The sequence below is a fragment of the Pantoea sp. GM01 genome, assembly GCF_000282675.1.
Lineage (GTDB): Bacteria > Pseudomonadota > Gammaproteobacteria > Enterobacterales > Enterobacteriaceae > Pantoea > Pantoea nemavictus.
Genome location: NZ_AKIU01000059.1, coordinates 44,104 through 62,612, shown reverse-complemented (window position 1 = coordinate 62,612; position 18,509 = coordinate 44,104). Strand labels below are relative to the sequence as shown.

The 18,509-nt window shown below is 55.2% G+C and carries 14 protein-coding genes; 9 read left to right on the top strand and 5 right to left on the bottom strand.

The window, feature by feature from the left end:
- Positions 1-69 precede the first annotated feature (69 nt).
- Positions 70-981, bottom strand: a complete 912-nt coding sequence (locus PMI17_RS17630) for a ketopantoate reductase family protein (RefSeq protein WP_007891041.1) — start codon at positions 979-981, stop codon at positions 70-72.
- A gap of 209 nt (positions 982-1,190) precedes the next feature.
- On the opposite strand from PMI17_RS17630, the gene fusA reads away from it, so the two are divergent.
- A complete protein-coding gene (gene fusA / locus PMI17_RS17625; protein ID WP_007891037.1) occupies positions 1,191-3,287 on the top strand; it encodes an elongation factor G in 2,097 nt (698 codons plus the stop codon).
- Positions 3,288-3,374: 87 nt separating this feature from the next.
- A complete protein-coding gene (locus tag PMI17_RS17620) occupies positions 3,375-3,968 on the top strand; it encodes a LuxR family transcriptional regulator (protein WP_007891035.1) in 594 nt (197 codons plus the stop codon).
- Between the two features lie 151 nt (positions 3,969-4,119).
- Here the strand turns inward: PMI17_RS17620 and PMI17_RS17615 are convergent, their stop codons facing one another.
- The 4 genes from PMI17_RS17615 to PMI17_RS17600 form a co-directional block, all read right to left on the bottom strand.
- Positions 4,120-5,286, bottom strand: coding sequence for a CfaE/CblD family pilus tip adhesin (locus PMI17_RS17615; RefSeq protein WP_007891034.1), 1,167 nt, complete (start codon positions 5,284-5,286; stop codon positions 4,120-4,122).
- 9 nt (positions 5,287-5,295) lie between these two features.
- Positions 5,296-8,034 (bottom strand): TcfC E-set like domain-containing protein, encoded by a 2,739-nt coding sequence (locus tag PMI17_RS17610; protein ID WP_007891032.1) that lies wholly within the window; start codon positions 8,032-8,034, stop codon positions 5,296-5,298.
- Between the two features lie 76 nt (positions 8,035-8,110).
- Positions 8,111-8,614, bottom strand: coding sequence for a CS1 type fimbrial major subunit (locus PMI17_RS17605; protein ID WP_007891030.1), 504 nt, complete (start codon positions 8,612-8,614; stop codon positions 8,111-8,113).
- 102 nt (positions 8,615-8,716) lie between these two features.
- On the bottom strand, positions 8,717-9,514 hold the full coding sequence (locus PMI17_RS17600) for a hypothetical protein (protein WP_007891029.1): 798 nt from the start codon (positions 9,512-9,514) through the stop codon (positions 8,717-8,719).
- A gap of 481 nt (positions 9,515-9,995) precedes the next feature.
- On the opposite strand from PMI17_RS17600, the gene PMI17_RS17595 reads away from it, so the two are divergent.
- From PMI17_RS17595 to PMI17_RS17565, 7 genes are all read left to right on the top strand, one after another.
- Complete coding sequence (locus PMI17_RS17595) at positions 9,996-10,859, top strand: hypothetical protein (RefSeq protein ID WP_007891028.1); 864 nt, start codon at positions 9,996-9,998, stop codon at positions 10,857-10,859.
- Positions 10,860-11,036: 177 nt separating this feature from the next.
- The gene (locus PMI17_RS17590; RefSeq protein ID WP_007891019.1) at positions 11,037-12,650 is read left to right on the top strand and encodes an ABC transporter substrate-binding protein; all 1,614 of its coding nucleotides are present in this window, start codon (positions 11,037-11,039) and stop codon (positions 12,648-12,650) included.
- A gap of 241 nt (positions 12,651-12,891) precedes the next feature.
- Complete coding sequence (locus tag PMI17_RS17585) at positions 12,892-13,416, top strand: GNAT family N-acetyltransferase (RefSeq protein ID WP_007891017.1); 525 nt, start codon at positions 12,892-12,894, stop codon at positions 13,414-13,416.
- Positions 13,417-13,452: 36 nt separating this feature from the next.
- Positions 13,453-15,066, top strand: coding sequence for an ABC transporter substrate-binding protein (locus PMI17_RS17580; RefSeq protein ID WP_007891016.1), 1,614 nt, complete (start codon positions 13,453-13,455; stop codon positions 15,064-15,066).
- A 13-nt stretch (positions 15,067-15,079) separates the two neighbouring features.
- Positions 15,080-16,072: an ABC transporter permease gene (locus tag PMI17_RS17575; protein ID WP_007891015.1), complete on the top strand. Its 993-nt coding sequence runs from the start codon at positions 15,080-15,082 to the stop codon at positions 16,070-16,072.
- The gene (locus PMI17_RS17570; protein ID WP_007891014.1) at positions 16,069-16,902 is read left to right on the top strand and encodes an ABC transporter permease; all 834 of its coding nucleotides are present in this window, start codon (positions 16,069-16,071) and stop codon (positions 16,900-16,902) included. The genes PMI17_RS17575 and PMI17_RS17570 overlap by 4 nt, the downstream gene beginning before the upstream one ends.
- Positions 16,899-18,506: an ABC transporter ATP-binding protein gene (locus PMI17_RS17565; protein WP_007891013.1), complete on the top strand. Its 1,608-nt coding sequence runs from the start codon at positions 16,899-16,901 to the stop codon at positions 18,504-18,506. The genes PMI17_RS17570 and PMI17_RS17565 overlap by 4 nt, the downstream gene beginning before the upstream one ends.
- The last annotated feature ends 3 nt before the right edge of the window (positions 18,507-18,509 follow it).

The window sequence follows — 18,509 nt, the reverse complement described above, 5'->3', positions numbered from 1 at the left end:
CAGCCGATGGCGAACGAAAGTCGCTCGACGCTTAACTGATCGGCATTACGCCATAAATGGTGACCGTTGTTACCGGTTCTGCACATACACCTGCAAATTGACATACACCGCGTTAAGCAACGGCGTAACGATGCCGCTGCGCGCGCCGCGTACCAGCAAATCACCAATCACCTGATCGGCTTCAATCTCAAAACCTTGGGTTAAATCGCGATACATCGACGAGGTCATCGCCGCCTGAGAATTGTTCAGCGTCTCATAAATCTTTGCCGTTACCGCCGGACGCTGTTGATAACCTTCCGCACTCAGCACCGCCAACACTTCGCCAAAAATCGTTTGCAGCAGCGCTTCGCCGCCGTTTGAGTTCAACACCTGTTGCGTATTACCGCGCGCGATGCAGCACACGGCACCCAACGTGCTAAGCAGCAGCCATTTTTCCCACAGCTCGCTGATAATGTTGTCGGAAAAAATGGTATCAAACTGCGCCGCGCGCAGGGTTTCATCTATCCGCTGCAAGCGCGCATCGTTATTGCCGTCCAGCGCGCCGTAATAGAGCCTATGCAGCGGCGTCATCTGCATCACTTCGCCATTCTCACCCAGCGTGGCGTTAATTTTGCACAAGCCGCCAATCACCTTGTCGCCAAAACGTGCGCGCAGCGTATCAATATGCCGCATGCCGTTAAGGATCGGCATGATCAGCGTGTCAGGACCGACTGCGGGCGCGATATCGTTCATCGCCTGATCCAGACCGAAGCTTTTCACCGTTAAGATAATCAGATCAAAGTGACCATTCAGCGTGCTGGCCCGTGCCAGCTGCGGTGGTATCACTTCCGTGCCGCCCGGCGTTTTCAGCACCAGACCGGTCTGCTGCAGCTGCTGAAAGCGGCGCTCGCGCACCAGAAAGGTTACATCACGTCCTGCTTGCGCCAGACGCGCGCCGAAATAGCCGCCGGTTGCGCCGGCGCCGACTACCAGAATGCGCATGGTTATTCCTTATCAGAGTGAAAGCCTTACCTTAAAGTGCCGGGCGGCGGCTTTCCAGCCCGTAAATGCTGAATCGGTTACAAGGTTTTAACGATGTTTAAAAAAGGCTCAAACTGTTCGTATTTATTCGTACAATGGGTTTAGGCTGTTACGCAGCGGCGGGCAATGGTGCACGCCGCATTTTCCAGTCGAATGATTAAGGACGCATCATGCCCCGAACCCTCCCCATCGAACGTTATCGCAACATCGGCATCTCCGCGCACATCGATGCCGGTAAAACCACCACCACTGAGCGCATCCTGTTTTACACCGGAATGAGCCACAAGTTAGGTGAAGTGCACGATGGCGCGGCGACCACCGACTGGATGGCGCAGGAGCAGGAGCGTGGTATCACCATTACCTCGGCGGCAGTAAGTTGCTTCTGGCCCGGCATGGACGGCAGCTTCACGCCGCACCGCATCAACATCATCGATACGCCCGGACACGTTGACTTCACCATTGAAGTCGAGCGCTCAATGCGCGTGCTGGATGGCGCGGTGATGGTGTATGACGCGGTTGGCGGCGTACAGCCGCAGTCGGAAACCGTGTGGCGCCAGGCCAACAAATATCATGTGCCGCGCATCGCCTTCGTTAACAAGATGGATCGCCAGGGCGCAGATTTCTTCCGCGTGGTGCAGATGATGAAAGATCGCCTACACGCCAATCCGGTGCCGATTGTGATTCCTATCGGCGCCGAGGAGCACTTTAGCGGCGTGGTTGATCTCAATAAAATGCGCGCCATCTACTGGGATGACGCCAGTCAGGGCATGAGCTTCAGCTATGCGCCGATTCCAGAGGAGCTGCAGGTGCTGGCGGCCGAATGGCGCGAGAACATGCTGGCAGCGGCAGCCGAAGCCAGCGAAGCGCTGATGGATCGCTATCTCGAGCAGGGCGATCTCAGCGAAGACGAGGTGATTGCCGGTTTGCGTCAGCGCACACTGCTGGGTGAAATTCAGCCGATGCTGTGCGGCAGCGCCTTCAAGAACAAGGGCGTGCAGCGCATGCTTGATGCGGTGATTGAGCTGATGCCATCGCCGCTCGATGTACCGGCGGTGAGCGGCGTTAACGAGCAAGGCGAACATGACGAGCGCCATGCCGATGACAGCGAACCCTTCTCCGCGCTGGCGTTCAAGCTGATGAGCGATCCCTATGTCGGCCAGCTGACGTTTGTGCGCGTCTATTCTGGCGTGCTGCGTAAAGGCGACAGCGTGTGGAATGCGGTGAAAGGGCGCAAAGAGCGCATTGGCCGCATCGTGCAGATGCAGGCGAACGATCGCATCGAAATTGAAGAGATTCGCGCCGGTGATATCGCCGCCTGTGTCGGCCTGAAAGAGGTCACTACCGGCGAAACGCTGTGCGATCCTAATGCGGTGATTGCGCTGGAGCGCATGGAGTTTCCCGATCCGGTGATTTCGCTGTCGATTGAGCCGAAAACCAAGAGCGATCAGGAGAAAATGGGGCTGGCGCTGCAGCGTTTGGCGGCGGAAGATCCGTCGTTCCGCCTGCACACCGATGAGGAGTCGGGTCAGACGATTATTTCCGGCATGGGCGAGCTGCATCTGGAAATTATCGTTGACCGCATGAAGCGCGAGTTTGGCGTGGAAGCCAATATCGGTCGGCCGCAGGTCACCTATCGCGAAACCATCCGCAAAACCGTGCGCGAGGTAGAAGGCAAATTTGTGCGCCAGTCCGGCGGGAAAGGGCAGTATGGTCATGTGGTCCTGACGCTGGAACCACAAGCGGCGGGCGCCGGTTTTGCCTTTGAAGATGCCACCAAAGGTGGCGTGGTGCCGCGCGAGTTCATTCCTTCGGTGGAGAAGGGGATTCGCGAAGCGCTGAACAGCGGCGTGCTGGCCGGTTATCCGGTGGTGGATATCAAAGCCACGCTGACGTTTGGTTCGTACCACGATGTCGATTCATCGGAAATGGCGTTCCGCATGGCAGCGATCTTTGGCTTCAAAGCCGCCGCAAAGTTGGCCGATCCGGTGATCCTCGAACCGCTGATGCAGGTGGAAGTGGAAACGCCGGAAGAGTATGCCGGTGGCGTGATGGGCGATCTCTCATCACGACGCGGTACGCTGCAGGGCATGGATGAGCGTTTTGGTGCGCGCATTATTCGCGCTGAAGTACCGTTGTCCGAGATGTTTGGCTATGCCACCACGTTGCGATCGATGTCGCAAGGCCGCGCAACCTACAGCATGGAATTTGCGCACTACGCGGAAGCACCGCGTAATGTGGCTGAAAGCATCATCGCGGCTCGCGCGTAACTCACTTAGCACCAAAAATGGACAGTTAATTTCCGCCGGTTAGCCGCTACTATTTGCAGGATGAGGGATAATTAGCGGAAATTAATCATGGATGTGTTTTATCTGGATCAGTCCTGCTTTCACCAGCAGGGCTTATCTTCGCTTCTGAAACAGTTAAATATTACCTGCTGTAAAAATATCGCTGAATTGAAAAGTCGACTCAGTGAGCGGGATAAAATCACCTGTCTTTCACCCGTAATTATTTTTGATTTACCTGCAAACTTTCGTACGGCGCTGACTTATATTCATTATCTAACCAGAGTAAAAAACGCTCGCAATGCGACGCTGATTTTCTTTTCTGATTTAGAGAAAAATAAGATTAACTATAGCAGTCATGCCATCAAAGCTGATTGTTTTATCGATAAAAAATCTTCTGCCGACATCATCACTAGCAAACTCGCTATCATGCTTTGCCATCACAAAAACGGCCGGTCATTTGCCTCTCCCGTCGTCAATAATCATTTAACCCGCAAAGAGTTTAACTTCCTCTGTTGTTTATTCACTTACCAATCAATTGAAGGTATAGCGAAAATAACCGGTGAAAACAAAAAAACACTTTACAGTCATCAGAATAAGATTGTTAAAAAGCTGAATCTGAAAAACAGCCTGCATCTCTATCAGCGTTTCACCAATAATTTTTAAACCACCAATCTATACCGTAATGCCGATAATTTGATAACCGCATCAAATTATTGCACATTCCGTAGCGGCGCGATTTATCGCGCAATAAATTGCGCCGCTACCGTGTGTGCGCTCGGTAATTTCGGTTTTTATGACATCACTACTGGCGCCGTTACTGCGTCGTCGGGGTATAAATAATTCTCAACGTACCCTGATAACGGCCCGCTGTTTTTGATGATAACGTGAAGGCCGGTGTAATAAGCTGCATCGGCGCGGGAACGCACAGCACCGAATTGCTCTGGCCCGGCAACACCACACGCCTTAGCACTCCTCTGTTGGTGCCGCTCCAGATAATTTCACTGCCGTTCTCAACTGCCTGGCGCGCTTTGGTCAGCGGGTTGATCACTTCGACCGCATAATCGAGACGATTTTGCGCCAGATTTTTGTCCGCGCCATTGAGATATAGCGAAAACAACCCCGTGGCTCTGGCGGGCGCGGCGGCACCTTCATCCTGGAAGATCAGGCTCACCCGGTTACTGTCTGAATTATTGCCGTCGTACAGGCACATATCCAGCGAACGGCTGCCGCTAACGGTGGTAGTGGCGCGCGCACCGGGGAAGGTTTTCAAACCGAGGTCAACGTTGGCGGCCGCATTGCCAAACTCTGGCAAATAGATCTGCTGATTGCCGTAGTCCGTTACCTTAAACGTCATGGTGGCGATCCAGTCACCGAGTTTCGTCACATTGGTACATCCCACGTTCACGTTCTGCGAATTTCCGGTGCAGGAGGTAATTGGCCACTGCATCAGCGACATTTTTAGCGTTGCGCTCCAGTTGCCGGCCGACGGGAATTTACTCAGTTCGGAGGAGGGGAGATAGGCTGAATAATCTGTACCATCCCCACGCGGGGTGACCGCGCCGCCGAAGGCGTTCAGCGGCACCTGGTTGGTTGCTACCACCACATTATTCAGCGAACGCCTTTTGGTGAGGTAGACATTCAGTACCTGCGTCTGCCTGGTGCTGCTTTCAGTAAACAAAACCGGCACAGGATAGGGTGACGGAGACGCTTCCAGCCAGACCGGAAACGTCAGGCAGGCACCGTACTGATTGCTGGTGCGCGACTGACAAACCAGCGTATTTCGCCCCCATTTCGGCGCGTCGTTGGTATCGTAACCGCCGCTTTCATTGGTCCAGATCGGCAATTGTGCCGGCACTGACATGCGATCAAAGGTGACGGCAACGCTGGTGTTGCGCCCTGAAGGTGTGAGCAGGGCGGCCTGTGCCTGCATGCCCACCATCAGCCATAACAGTGCCAGCGCGGTGAGAAATCTACTCTTCATCCAAAGTCCCTATTGTTGTTGCTGTGAAGTAAGCGCGGTGCGCGCCAGTGGCACCTCTTCTGACCGGCTGCGGACGATCAGCATTTTTGCCCGTTGCTGCACGTCTTGAGGTACTGAGGCAAGTTCGATGGGTTGACAGGCGCTATCGCCGACGTAACGCACCACGTCGTGAGTGCTTTTCACCTGCATTTCACAGCGGTACATCTGCATGCCGCGCACCATGTACAAATTTTTGATGCGCTGATCGGTTTCTGCGCTGAATCCGCCCTGACCTAAACCTGACCAGCTGGCGACATTAAGCGGCGTGGCCCCTTCCAGCGGCATCTGTTGATTGATCATTAGCCGTCCGAGCCAGGTGTAGCGCGAGACAATATTCACCTTGCTGACCAGCATGCGCCCCGGTGCGATAAACAGCGTGCGTCGTCCGGCACCCTGGGTGATTTCGCTGCGCATCGCGTGGGAGGATTCGATGGAGTCATTGATGCTGAGCGTGCTCTGGGTATAAGCCGGCAGACTGAACAGCGTGCGGCCAGTACCGTGCAAGCTGGCGCTGCCTGCACCCTCAACGGACACATCCACTCGCGTATCGCGACTCTCATCACTGCTCGCGACCTGTAGACCAACAGCCGCACCAGGCAGCCCGTTCCCCCATTTTCCCCAGTACAAGCCGGAGCGCGCCACGGCCAGCGAAGAGTTGTAGCTACCGCTGCTGCTAAAGCGCTGGCCCGATGAACCCGATGATGCTGAGCTGATCGCCAGGCTACCGCTGCCGTATTCGCCGCCGGTTTTGCCGTAAAGGGAGGCATTCAGGGTATTGTCCTGATTACCGTTGAGATTGACGCCGATTTCCTGCTGATTCTGCGCATCGAAATACCAGTTTTGCGCCACGTTATAACCCACCTGATCTTTACTGTTGCGGTCGGTCTGGTAGGTCATGCCGATTGAACTGTAATTCGAACGTGAATTCATGGTTGGCGTGCTGACACGCGAAAGTGAAACGGAGAGGAAGCCGCCGTTATCGCGCTTGATCCCGCTACTGCTGGTGCGCGTAAAGAGGTTGGCACTGGTATTAACATTGATGCCGTTGAAGCTGAAGCCACGCCCAAGGCCAGCCTGCCATGTGGTGGTCTGCGTTTTGCTGTAAGTGCTACGGCGCGCCCATAGCGGCACGACAGCGTTATCATCCAACTGGACCGGGATCACATTGCGACCTTCATTCTTGCTGGTGCTGTAACCGGCATTCAGATACCAGCTGTTCACTGGCACGCTAAACATCAGGCTGCTGCTCTGGTAGCAACCGCTGAAACCGTACTGACCGCCGTTGCTGCTGTAGCAATCTTGCGCATACAGGGCGCTGCGGTAAAAACTCAGGGAGAAGCCGTCGTTATAAGAGACTTGCTGGATATTACCGCGCGAGCCTTCACTGCCTTTAAGATAGCTAAAGCGGGTAGTGAGAATGCCGTCGAGCAGTGGGTTGTCGAATCCATGACTCCAGTCGAGTGCACTTTCGATAAAGTGGTTGCGGTTGGTCACGGCAACACCGCCAGTCAACGCGGCGTCCTGCGTGACAGGGACTTTAATACCTGCCTGCATGACGCGGCGGTCGGCACCCTGTTGCGACGCTGTGCCGTTGCCCTGCACTTCGCCATCGGGGATGGCACCGCCTTGCACAAACCACTCAATGTTCTGACTGGTGGTATTGCCGGTGCGGCTGAAAGGAACCTGCTCGGTACGCGACAACTGATTATCTTCATAGATGCGTAACGTCACGCTGTAGCTGCCATTGGGAAAGGCGCTGGTATCAAGGTTTTGCGTACCCGCATTCAGGTAAAATGTGCCCAGTAGTTGTTGAGCGCGGTAGGCATCAACACGTGAAGGACGCGTAATAAACACCGTCACCGGCGTGCCTTGGGCAGCCAGCGCCGTGTTCATCCAGGCGAGCGTTGAGCCGATACGTGCGCCTTCGATAGTACTGAGCGGCAGCTGGCTTAAGGTGATGTTGCCGCCAGCGTTACTGAAAATGTCCCGCGCATCCATGCGCCCGGCCTGCACGTAATAGCGTTTGCCGAGATCGCGACGCAGGAAGACGTTATTGAAGCGCACTTCCTGATGATTTTGCTGACGGTATTTCTGCGCGAGATAGTCCCAGTCAATACCGGCATAACTGTTTTCAGTTAACCCGAGCGCGCCTGCGCCCTGCAGGGATAGCGTCTGGTCATCGCGGTTGGTGACGAAATTGATATTCTGCTGATGAATAAATGCCGCTTGCGTTTCTGCGGTCTGTTCGTAATAGGGCGAGTGAGATTTTGCGGCCAGTGGCACAAACTCTGGAGCGAGAAACAGCGACACGTTGGCACTGTTTTCGTCATAGATAAGCGCGACCGAATCTGTTTCAAGATAGTCACACCCCGCCGCGCCGCCATTGCTACTGCAGGCCTTATTGCCATGACGTGCCAGAGGTGCACCGATCAGGCTTGCTAACCGCTTTTCCTGCTGCGCATCTTTTTGATAATGCTGCATCACCGCCAGGGCTACGTCTTGCGGCTTAAGGAAGGTGACACTATCAAGCGAGACCGAGGCTTCAAACAGACCGAGCGATTGCCCATAGACAGAAAGGTTAACCCAGAGCGTTTGGCCGGTGACCAGCGATTCAAACCCAGGCGGAACCTGTGTAGTGGCACGGGCTGAAAGAGAGGGGATCAGGGTAATGAAAGAGGCTATTAAAACTACGCGAATATTGACCTTCATTACAGCGTCCTGCTGAAAAAGAATAACAAGGGGGCGAACCGCCCCCCGAAATAATCGATCAGTCAATTACGGCAAATTAACTCTGCGTGGTTGCCTGGGTAATTAACAGGCTAACGACACCGGAATAGGTGCCGGTTGCCAGCACGCCTGGCGTGGTTTGAGAGATTTTCAGCGGCAACACTGAGGAACCGTTCGTTGTGCCCGCCGGGAACAGCGAAGCATACGTCAATGGCGTCACGGTAGTGGTGATCGGTTTTAAATCCGCGCCCAACGTTACCGTTAATGGCACCGCCGTACCGGTGACAGTTTCGTTTAACTGCGCGGCACTCACCAGCGCCACGTTAATATTGGCCGTTTGGGAGTTCGACCAGATTTTAGTATCCAGCGAATAGGTAGACAAACCACGACCCGGAATATATTGCATATTAATGGTGCCCGGTAACGCGGTGCCGTCCGCCTGCGTCATGTCTACTGTCGCATCGACGTTGGCATTCACTGTAATATCTTTTTGCACAGCCTGTGCGTTAAATGCAGCCGTTAACGCAGCAGCGATGACAAGTGGTTTAATTAATTTTTGCATTTGTAGCTCCATGAAAATCCGTGTACTGGCCTTAAATGACCGTCTTGATGGGAATAAACTGCTTCATAACAACCGGGTTGTTATTCGGTTACAACAGGCCGATCATTTACCGAGAACGTATTCGTTCATATTTCTCGTTTTTTGATCAACATATTTTATTCTGACTTGCTGGGCTAAGTTTAACTCTGCCGGCGTCCATGCCTTGAATTGCAGTGACTCATCGGGATAAACCGTGGCATGTTCCTTTCTCCACTGACAACTGTGGCTGGATTGTGGGTCAGAGCAAAGCGCGACCTCACGAATAACTACGCGCACCGTTCCTGAGTTTTTAATTTCACCCGATGCTAAACGGCTGAGAGATAACAGCGGCGTTTGCGGTGGAATATGAACCAGTACGCCCCAGACCAAACTGATGCCTAGCTGATTACTGATTTTATTTTGCTGGTGCATTTTATCTTTCAATTCGTCAGGGGCACCAACCGCCTCGAAGTACACACGCCAGGCGGTCTCTTTTTCCGGCGGTTGTAGTGAAATAAGGCGAATGATGCGTTGCGATCCTGAAGCCAATGCAAACTTATCCGGAGTCGCAATAAGTGAGTGTGAAATGGCATCTTTAACCAGCGTTTCTTTTTCGAACGGTGTTGCGGGGCGCTCTATTCGCTTGATGCTGACGCGAATAAATTGCGCTTCACTGCTTTGCGATAACGTCTGAACCTGAGCCGCGCCTTGATTATTTAGCGTGACTTCCATCGGATAGACACTCATATTTGCCCATGCTGATGTGGCGAACATAAAAATTATGCTTATCAGAGGGTAAGTGAGTTTTTTTACGATATGACTATTGGAGGATATGCCAGTCATCACACCGCGACGCAGAGTCTGAAGAAGTGAATCGTCCATGATAAATCCTTATAAAATCCATTAAACATTAGAGCGGAAATTCCCCATCCTGTACGGCTTGTCTATAAGCCAGGATGTGAAGATCAAACGGAATAACCGTGCGTTAAGAAAGTTCTCATACGCGCTTTGTTTAGTCACTGTCCATTTTTGTGGTTAATTTTTTTAAGATTTTTTGCAAGGCGAAGTTCTTTGAAAATAAAGTGAGCTAACGTAATGAATTGGCTGTAAAAACAGAAGGCTGTTTTGCCTTTCAGGAATTCATTAATCTTGCCTGAATAAAATCAGGCTTTACAAAAAATAGTCCGTTGATGTTAGGATTATGCTTAGAAGGGCAAAAAGACCCTCGCGGATATTTGAATATTTGCAACGTTTCGAATGTTGCCATATAGCAGGCTGAACGGTTATTCAACAGATCGCGAATAACCCGAAAGGCGTATGGTGATTATTTTTAAGTAAATAACCGGGCACGCATAACAGCAATATGAAAAGCAAACAACAACTCACGCAGTTGATTTTTCAACGAGCGCAAGAGATTAAGTCGCATAAAAATATAGCGTTAGTCATGCAAAAGCATTACAAACTGCTGTTCAGACTTTATCTGACTAAACCACTCTATTTCAAAGCTATTTTTAAAGCGAATCGCTTTATTATTGGTTCGGCAATTATGGCGTACTTCTTCACTACCAATAAGCCAACGCTTTGTCAGGTAAAGGACTTCTGTAAGAAAACCGGACTAATCAGCAATAACACCATTGACTCGTTTTTACTCTTTATTCGGGTAAGTGGACGTATGGAGGTGGAAAAAGATGCGCAGGATAAACGTAAGTTAACCTACAAAGTGACAACGAAAGCGCTGGATGAAACCCGAGCTTTAATTAATACCATGATGATCCCCTATGGCATGCTGTATGAAGATTTTGATGTCTCAGCTTGCTTGAAAATGAAAACCTTCAAAACCGAGTATTTTAAAAAATACGCGGACATTACCCTCAATCATGTCTACTTATTCGATATGGTGCCGGAGAGCAAAGCATTCATTTTCCGCGATGCCGGGCATATGTTGCTGATGGATCTGTACATCGAAACCCTCAAGCAACAGAGTAGCGTGATTGAATACAACTACCTTAAAGCCTCCCTCAAATGCGGAGTGTCACGTTCGCATATAAAACGTTGTCTGCAGGCAGCCGAGGCTGTTGGCTTGCTGACGCTTGATGCAGCGAACAACAGTATTATTTTACATCTCTCTTTTATGCAGATGGCGCTGGATTATTTTGCCGTTTATATGGCCATGGTGGAGTATGGATTACGCGGTTTATCGGGCGTGCCTCCGTTAGCGGCGCGCTGATGCTGTAGCCGCTAAAGCCCAGACAACGCTATTATTGCTGAATTGCCATATTCAACAAATCGATTGCCACTATTGTCGTTTTACTTTTATTTGTCCGAATTTTAATAATTCAGCGGGAATTAAATCAGGCTTGCTGTTGGCCATTAATAAAATTTACCTGCAATCACCAAGGATAATATGAAAATAAATACAATAGCTCTGGCGCTGGGCTTCAGCCTGCTGGGAAGCGCGTTTAGCGTTGTGGCTGCCGATCGGCCCGTTAACGGCGGCAGCCTGACGGTCGGCGTCGAAACCGAACCGACCACCTTTAATCCACAGCTCAATGGCCAGGATAAGGCCGAAATTACGCTGCGTAACTTCTGGGAATCGCTGCTGGCACGCCGTCCGGACGGCAGCTTTGTGCCCTGGCTGGCGGAAAGCTATCAGGCCAGCGAGGATGGCAAAGTGCTTCGCTTTAACCTGCGTCGCGACGTCACCTTCTCTAACGGTGAAAAATTTGATGCCAACGCCGTTGCCGACAATTTTCGCCAAACCCAGGTGGCGCAATACTGCGCTGGCACCAGCTTGTGCCTGATGGGTTCGCACATTGATAAGATTGAAACGCCTGACGATCACACGGTGGTCATCACGCTGAAAGCGGTCTATTCACCGTTCCTCTCCTTCGCTGCGGGCTTGCAGATTCTGGCACCGGCCAGCTGGAAATCGCCGCAGCTGAAATCGGGTGGCAAAGATCTGGCGGGAACCGGGCCGTTTATTCTCGACAGCTATGAAAAAGGTCAGCAGGTCACTTACGTTAAAAACCCGAAATACAACTGGGCGCCCGCCACCGCTAAACATCAGGGACCGGCGTATCTCGATCGCGTCACCTATCGCTTTCTGCCGGAATCGTCGGTGCGCACCGGGGCGCTGCTCTCCGGTCAGGTCGATGCCATTGAAGGGATTTCGGGCAACGATGCTGGAGAGTTCAAAGACAATGCAGACTTCACCTATCAGCATGCACTGAACACCGGCACGCCATATTCACTGTTCCTCAACGTGGAATATGGCCCGACGCAGGATGTCAAAGTGCGCCAGGCGCTGTTGCAGGGGTTGGATATTGATCCGCTGCTGAAGTCGGTGTATCGCGGTGAACGCACGCGCGCGTGGGGCATCACTTCGCCTATTGATCCGCTCTACAATAAAGAGCTGGAAGGGAAGTACGGCAACAATCCGGCGGCGGTCAACAAGCTGCTGGATGACGCCGGCTGGCAAACGCGCGATGCCGAAGGCTTCCGCAGCAAAGAGGGCCAGCGTCTGCGCATTGAGCTGATTCAGGCGCAGGCGACGGTGCGCGATCAGCGCGATGTGCTATTGCAGGCGATTCAGGCGCAGGCGCGTCAGCGTCTGGGCGTGGACCTCAAGCTGAACTATGTCGACTCCGGTACCTACGCCGACGTGCGTAAAAGTGGCAAGTTCGGCACCATCGCCAACTCCAACACGCCAACCGATGGCGTGGACATCGAAAACCACTATCGTCCGATTGCGCAAGGTGGCGCAATTAACTACAGCCGTGTCAACGATGCGCAGATCAATGGCCTGTTGGATCAAGCCGCCAGCACGATGGATCTTAAACAGCGCCGCGATTTCTATAGCCAATTGCAGCAGGTGGCGTTGCCGCAGCTGGCGCTGGCCGTGCCGCTGTATGAACCGGAAGATCAGTTAGCCACCGCCAGCTACGTGCACGGTTACGGTTTCCGCAGCTACAAGCAGATGCCAGAAAGCGTTTACGATGTTTGGGTGAGTAAACACTGATTTCGCGATTACCGACAATTCAACAATTACATAATCACCGTAGGGTCGCCATTCATGGGGACCTGTTTTGCAGGTGCGCATTAATGCGCACCCTACAGCATTTGTTATTTCCACGCGTAATATTGTTCCGTATGAAAATATCATTTCCCATATTCAACAAATCGATTGCCGTTATTCTCGGTTTACTTTAATCCGCCGGATTTTAATACTTTCCGTAAGATTGATTAAGAGAACGGAAAATATGAGCCAGCTGATTGAAGTCGCTAAATCTGAAGACGCCGAAGAGGTTTTTGCCCTGCTGCAGCGTGCCTATGCCGCGCTGGTGGCGCTGGATGTGCATTTCACCATTTCGCAGGGCAACGTCGAGCAGGTTCGCCGCGTCATCGAACAGGAAACGGTGCTGGTGCTGCGCAAGTGGAAACGCGCGGTCGCCACGGTGACGGTGCGTTTTCCGTGGCAGCAGGATGAACATGCGCCATCAACGTTGCCGTTCATTCACTGGTTCGCCGTCGATCCCGATTACAAAGGTCAGGGTTATGGTCGTGACATCATCACCTACGCCGAAGAAACCTTGCTGAAGCAGACGCTGAAAGCGCCCGGTGTCTATCTGGCCACCGCCACTAAACATCCGTGGCTGAGCGAACTCTATCTGCGCCGTGGCTATCAACCTTTCCATCACCGCACCAATCCCTTAGGCGAAGCGCTGGTATTTCTGAAAAAGGAATTCAACCCGCCAGCCGAGCAACCCATCGCCAAAATCGCCTGAACAACTAAAAAAACACCTGCAACCTTCAAGGATCTTATGAAAGCGAATTCAATCACTCTCGCGCTGGGTGTGGCCTGCCTGCTGGGAAGCGCATCATTATTGGCTGCCGAGCAACCCCGCAGCGGCGGCAGTTTGACGTTTGGTGTGGAAACCGAGCCGGTGCCGTTTAACCCGCAGCTGAATGGGCAATCGAAAGCCGAAGTCACGCTGCGTAACGTCTGGGAATCGCTGCTGGCGCGACGTACCGACGGCAGCTTCGTGCCGTGGCTGGCGGAGAGTTATGAAGTAAGCCCTGACGGTAAAACCTATCGCTTTAGCCTGCGCCGCGACGTTACCTTCTCCAACGGTGAGAAGCTCGATGCCAACGCGGTAGCTGAGAACTTCCGCCATGTGCAGGACGCAAAATACTGCGCAGGCAGCAGCATCTGCGCCCTGGGCGCGCGTATTGCCAGCGTGGCGACGCCGGACGATCACACCGTGATCATCACGCTGAAGCAGGGCTATTCGCCGTTCCTGTCATTTGCCGCCAAACTGCAGATTCTGGCACCGGCCAGCTGGAACTCGCCGCAGCTAAAAGCGGGCGGCAAAGAGATTGCGGGCACCGGACCGTTCATTATCGAGAGCTACGAAAAGGGCCAGCAGGTCACCTTCGTGCGTAATCCTCACTACAACTGGGCGCCTGCCACCGCAAAGCACCAGGGCCCGGCCTATCTGGAACGCGTGACTTATCGCTTCCTGCCGGAATCCTCGGTGCGCACCGGCGCGCTGCTTTCTGGGCAACTTGACGCGATAGAGGGAATTTCGGGCAACGATGCCGGCGAATTCAAAAACAATCCTGATTTTACCTATCAGCACGCTCTGAATACCGGCACGCCGTATTCGCTGTTTCTCAACGTGGAGTATGGCCCAACGCAGGATGTGCAGGTGCGCCAGGCGCTGCTACAGGGATTGGATATTGATCCGCTGCTCAAGTCGGTGTATCGCGGTGAGCGCACCCGCGCGTGGGGCATCACCTCGCCGGTCGATCCGCTCTACAACAACGATCTTGAAGGCCAGTACGGCAATAATCCGACGGCGGCCAACAAGCTGCTGGATGACGCTGGCTGGCAAACGCGCGATGCCGAGGGTTTCCGCAGCAAACAGGGCCAGCGTCTGAGCATTGAGGTGATTCAGGCCCAGGCGACGGTGCGCGATCAGCGTGATGTGCTGCTGCAGGCGATTCAGGCGCAGGCGCGTCAGCGACTCGGCGTGGAGATTAAACTGCGCTACGTCGATTCCGGCACCTACACCGAGGTGCGCAACACCGGCCACTTTGGTTCAATTGCCAACTCGAATACCGAAACCGACGGCATCGATATCGAAAATCACTACCGTCCGGTGACAGCGGGTGGACCGATCAATTACAGCCGCGTCAACAGCCCGCAAATCAATGGCTGGCTCGACCAGGCCGCCGCCACGCTGGACATCAATCAGCGCCGTAAATTCTACAGCCAGCTGCAGCACTATGCGCTGCCACAGCAGGCGCTGGCGATTCCGCTGTATGAACCTGAAGACCAGATCGCCACCGCCAGCTATGTGCACGGTGCCGGTTTCCGCAGTTTTAAACAGATGCCGGAGAACGCGTACGACATCTGGCTCAGCGACCACTGATCAGGAGGCGAAGATGAGTCTGGAAAGCATTGTCACCCGCACGCCACGCGCGCGGCGGCCATCGGTGTGGCGCAGCGATTTAACGCGCCGCATTGTCAGTCGTCTGCTGGGCGGCGTACTGGTGCTGTGGGCGGCGGTATCGCTGGCTTTTCTCGGCGTGCATCTGACGCCGGGGGATATTGTCAGTCTGCTGATTGGTGAGCAGCTGCGCACCCCGGCAATTGAGGCGGCGATCCGCGCCGAATGGGGCCTGAACCAGCCGCTGTGGTGGCAGTATCTGCACTACATGTGGCGCGTGCTGCACGGCGACTTTGGCCGTTCTTATATGCTCAACACGGAAGTCAGCCATCTGCTGGCAACGCAGTTATGGCCCACCATCAAACTGACGCTGGCAGCGCTGCTGGTCAGCATCCTGTTTGCGGTGGCGATTGCCGTCGGCACAGCGCATCGGCGCATCGGCCGCCGCATCGCTAACGCGTTTGAACTGCTGTTGGCCTCCACGCCCTCGTTCTGGATGGGCATTGTGCTGCTGTTTATTTTCAGCTTTACGCTGCGCTGGTTCCCGGTGGCGGGCGATCGTTCGCTGTCGTCGCTGGTGCTGCCGGCGCTGGCGTTGGGGCTGGCGCAGGGCGCGGTCATCGCCCAATTACTGCGCCGCGAGCTGGAGCGCGCGCTGGATGCGCCGTTCACCCTGACGCTGTGTGCGTGGGGCGTGGGAGAAACCACCCTTCGTCTGCGCCACGCGCTGCGCCATGCGGCGCTGCCAGCGGTAACGCTGACCGGTTGGCTGGTGGGTGGCTTACTCAGCGGTGCGGTGATCACCGAGCAGGTGTTTGGACGTCCCGGGCTCGGTAAATTAACGGTGGATGCGGTGTTGGCGCAGGATCTACCGGTGGTGTTGGCGGTGGCGATTCTGTCGGCGCTGATCTACGTGGTGATGAGCACCTTAGTCGACATCCTGTCGCTGTGGATCGATCCCCGTCTGCGTGGGGAGAGCAAATCATGATTGCCGCGCTGCAACGCCTGCCGGTTGCTCTGCCCGCCGCGGTATGGGCTGCCATTCTGTTTCTGCTGGTGCTGGCTGTCGCGGTGATCGCGCCGCAGTGGCTGGCGCATAGCGATCCACTGCTGGCCGATCCGGTCAACGCCCAGCTGCCGCCGTCGGCGCAGCACTGGCTCGGCACCGATCAGCTCGGACGCGATCTGCTCACGCGCGTGATTTATGGCAGCCGCTATTCGCTGCTGATAAGCGTGGCGGCAATGGCGCTGGCGGTGGTGTTCGGCACCTTGCTCGGGCTGGCGGCCGCGCTGGCGCGTGGCGTGGTTGATGAGCTGCTGAGCCGCGCAGTGGATGTGATTTCCGCCTTTCCCGATCTGCTGCTGGCGCTGATGCTGATCGCCTTTACCGGCCCCGGTACGAATAACCTGATCATCGCGCTCGGTGTGGCATCGGTGCCGCGCTTTGCCCGCGTGGTGCGCGCCCAAACCTACAGCGTGATGACGTCTGGCTACGTCGAACAGGCGCGCACCTTTGGTTTGTCACGCTTTACGCTGATCACCCGCCATATTCTGCCGCACGCCATTGCGCAGGTTCCGGCACTGGCGACGCTCGGACTTGGCACCGCGATTATCGGCACTGCCGGCTTGAGTTTTCTCGGCATGGGGCCACAGCCGCCGACGGCCGAATGGGGCCTGATGCTGGCGGAAGGGCGCAACTATCTGCGTAATGCCTGGTGGATTGCGGTGTGGCCGGGCGTGTTCATCACGCTGACGGTGATTGCGGTTAACACGCTGGGCCGTTACTGGCAGGCACGTTTTGAAGGACGCTCAGCATGAGTCAGCCATTTATTGATATCCACAATCTCTCGATTCGCTTCGGACCACAGCAGGTGGTGAAGAATCTCAGCCTGCAGGCGGCGGCGGGAGAATCGGTGGCGCTGGTGGGGGAGTCCGGATCCGGCAAAACCCTCACCGCGCGCAGCCTGCTCGGCCTGTTGCCGGAAGGGGCCATCGTCACTGCCGACCGATTCACCATCGACGGGCGCGATATGCGCCATGCCAGCCGCAGCGACTGGCGCGCGCTGCGCGGTCGCCGCATTGGCTATGTGCTGCAGGATGCGCTGGTGTCGCTCGATCCGCTGCGCCGCATTGGTCAGCAGCTGGGCGATGCGTTAAGCGCCGTCGGACATCGCGGCAATCTGCAGGATAAAAGCATCGAATTGCTGAAGGCGGCGGGCATTCACGATGCGGAGAGCCGACTGGAACGTTATCCGCATCAGCTTTCGGGCGGCCAGCGTCAGCGTGCGCTGATTGCCACCGCGCTGGCGGGTACGCCGACGTTATTGATTGCCGATGAACCGACCACCGCGCTGGACATGACGGTACAGCGCCAGATTCTGCAGCTGCTGGCGCAGCGGCGGCGTGACGGGCACGGCCTGCTGTTGATCAGCCACGATTTGGCGGTGGTTGCCGAGTTGGCGGATCGCGTGCTGGTGATGCGTGATGGCGAAGTGGTGGAGCAGGGCCACAGCGGCGCGCTGCTGCAACGCCCGCAACACGCCTGGACACAGCGTCTGCTGCGTGCGGTGCCGACGCCCGCCACGCGCGGTTTACGCCTGAGCGCCGCCGATCCAACGCCGCTGCCGCCACGGCCGCAACGCAGCCACGCGCCGCTGCTGGAAGGCATCGGCCTGCACAAAGCCTACGGCGATCGACTGGTGCTAAATGACATTAACTTCACGCTGCATGCCGGCGAAACGCTTGGCGTAGTCGGTGAATCCGGCTCGGGTAAAACCTCGCTGGTCAAAGTGGTGATGGGCTTAACCGAACCGGATAGCGGCACGCTGCTGCTGGAAGGTGAGCGCTGGGATCGTCTGCCGGAGAAAGCGCGCCGCGCCCGGCGTGCGCGCCTACAGCTGATCGCGCAAGACCCGTTCAGTTCCTTCGATCCACGTTACACGGTGGAAAAAATCATCGGCGAAAGCCTCGACAGCGCCGGTATTTATGGCGATGCGCGACGTCAGCGCGTGCGCCAGCTGCTGGACGAAGTGCAGCTCGGCGATCGCTTTCTGCAGCGCTATCCGCAGCAGCTGTCCGGCGGGCAGCGTCAGCGCGTGGCAATAGCGCGCGCTTTTGCACCTAATCCGGCGCTGCTGGTGGCCGATGAGCCGGTAAGCGCGCTGGATGTTTCGGTGCAGGCGCAGGTGCTGGATCTGCTGGCCGATATGCAGGCTGAGCACGGCACCGCGCTGCTGTTTATTTCGCACGATCTCGGCGTGATCCAGCACCTCGCGGATCGCGTGCTGGTGATGCAGAACGGACAAGTGGTGGAGAGTGGGGCGTTGCAGCAGGTATTCGCCGCGCCGCAGCATCCGTGGACGCAAAAACTGTTACAGGCGCTGCCGGTGATCCCCGACTGGCAGCCCGCACACGCATATTAAGGA

Coding starts and splice junctions, on each gene's coding strand:
- PMI17_RS17630 (WP_007891041.1), bottom strand. CDS start 981: ATGCGCATTCTGGTAGTCGGCGCCGGCGCAACCGGCGGCTATTTCGGC.
- fusA (WP_007891037.1), top strand. CDS start 1,191: ATGCCCCGAACCCTCCCCATCGAACGTTATCGCAACATCGGCATCTCC.
- PMI17_RS17620 (WP_007891035.1), top strand. CDS start 3,375: ATGGATGTGTTTTATCTGGATCAGTCCTGCTTTCACCAGCAGGGCTTA.
- PMI17_RS17615 (WP_007891034.1), bottom strand. CDS start 5,286: ATGAAGAGTAGATTTCTCACCGCGCTGGCACTGTTATGGCTGATGGTG.
- PMI17_RS17610 (WP_007891032.1), bottom strand. CDS start 8,034: ATGAAGGTCAATATTCGCGTAGTTTTAATAGCCTCTTTCATTACCCTG.
- PMI17_RS17605 (WP_007891030.1), bottom strand. CDS start 8,614: ATGCAAAAATTAATTAAACCACTTGTCATCGCTGCTGCGTTAACGGCT.
- PMI17_RS17600 (WP_007891029.1), bottom strand. CDS start 9,514: ATGGACGATTCACTTCTTCAGACTCTGCGTCGCGGTGTGATGACTGGC.
- PMI17_RS17595 (WP_007891028.1), top strand. CDS start 9,996: ATGAAAAGCAAACAACAACTCACGCAGTTGATTTTTCAACGAGCGCAA.
- PMI17_RS17590 (WP_007891019.1), top strand. CDS start 11,037: ATGAAAATAAATACAATAGCTCTGGCGCTGGGCTTCAGCCTGCTGGGA.
- PMI17_RS17585 (WP_007891017.1), top strand. CDS start 12,892: ATGAGCCAGCTGATTGAAGTCGCTAAATCTGAAGACGCCGAAGAGGTT.
- PMI17_RS17580 (WP_007891016.1), top strand. CDS start 13,453: ATGAAAGCGAATTCAATCACTCTCGCGCTGGGTGTGGCCTGCCTGCTG.
- PMI17_RS17575 (WP_007891015.1), top strand. CDS start 15,080: ATGAGTCTGGAAAGCATTGTCACCCGCACGCCACGCGCGCGGCGGCCA.
- PMI17_RS17570 (WP_007891014.1), top strand. CDS start 16,069: ATGATTGCCGCGCTGCAACGCCTGCCGGTTGCTCTGCCCGCCGCGGTA.
- PMI17_RS17565 (WP_007891013.1), top strand. CDS start 16,899: ATGAGTCAGCCATTTATTGATATCCACAATCTCTCGATTCGCTTCGGA.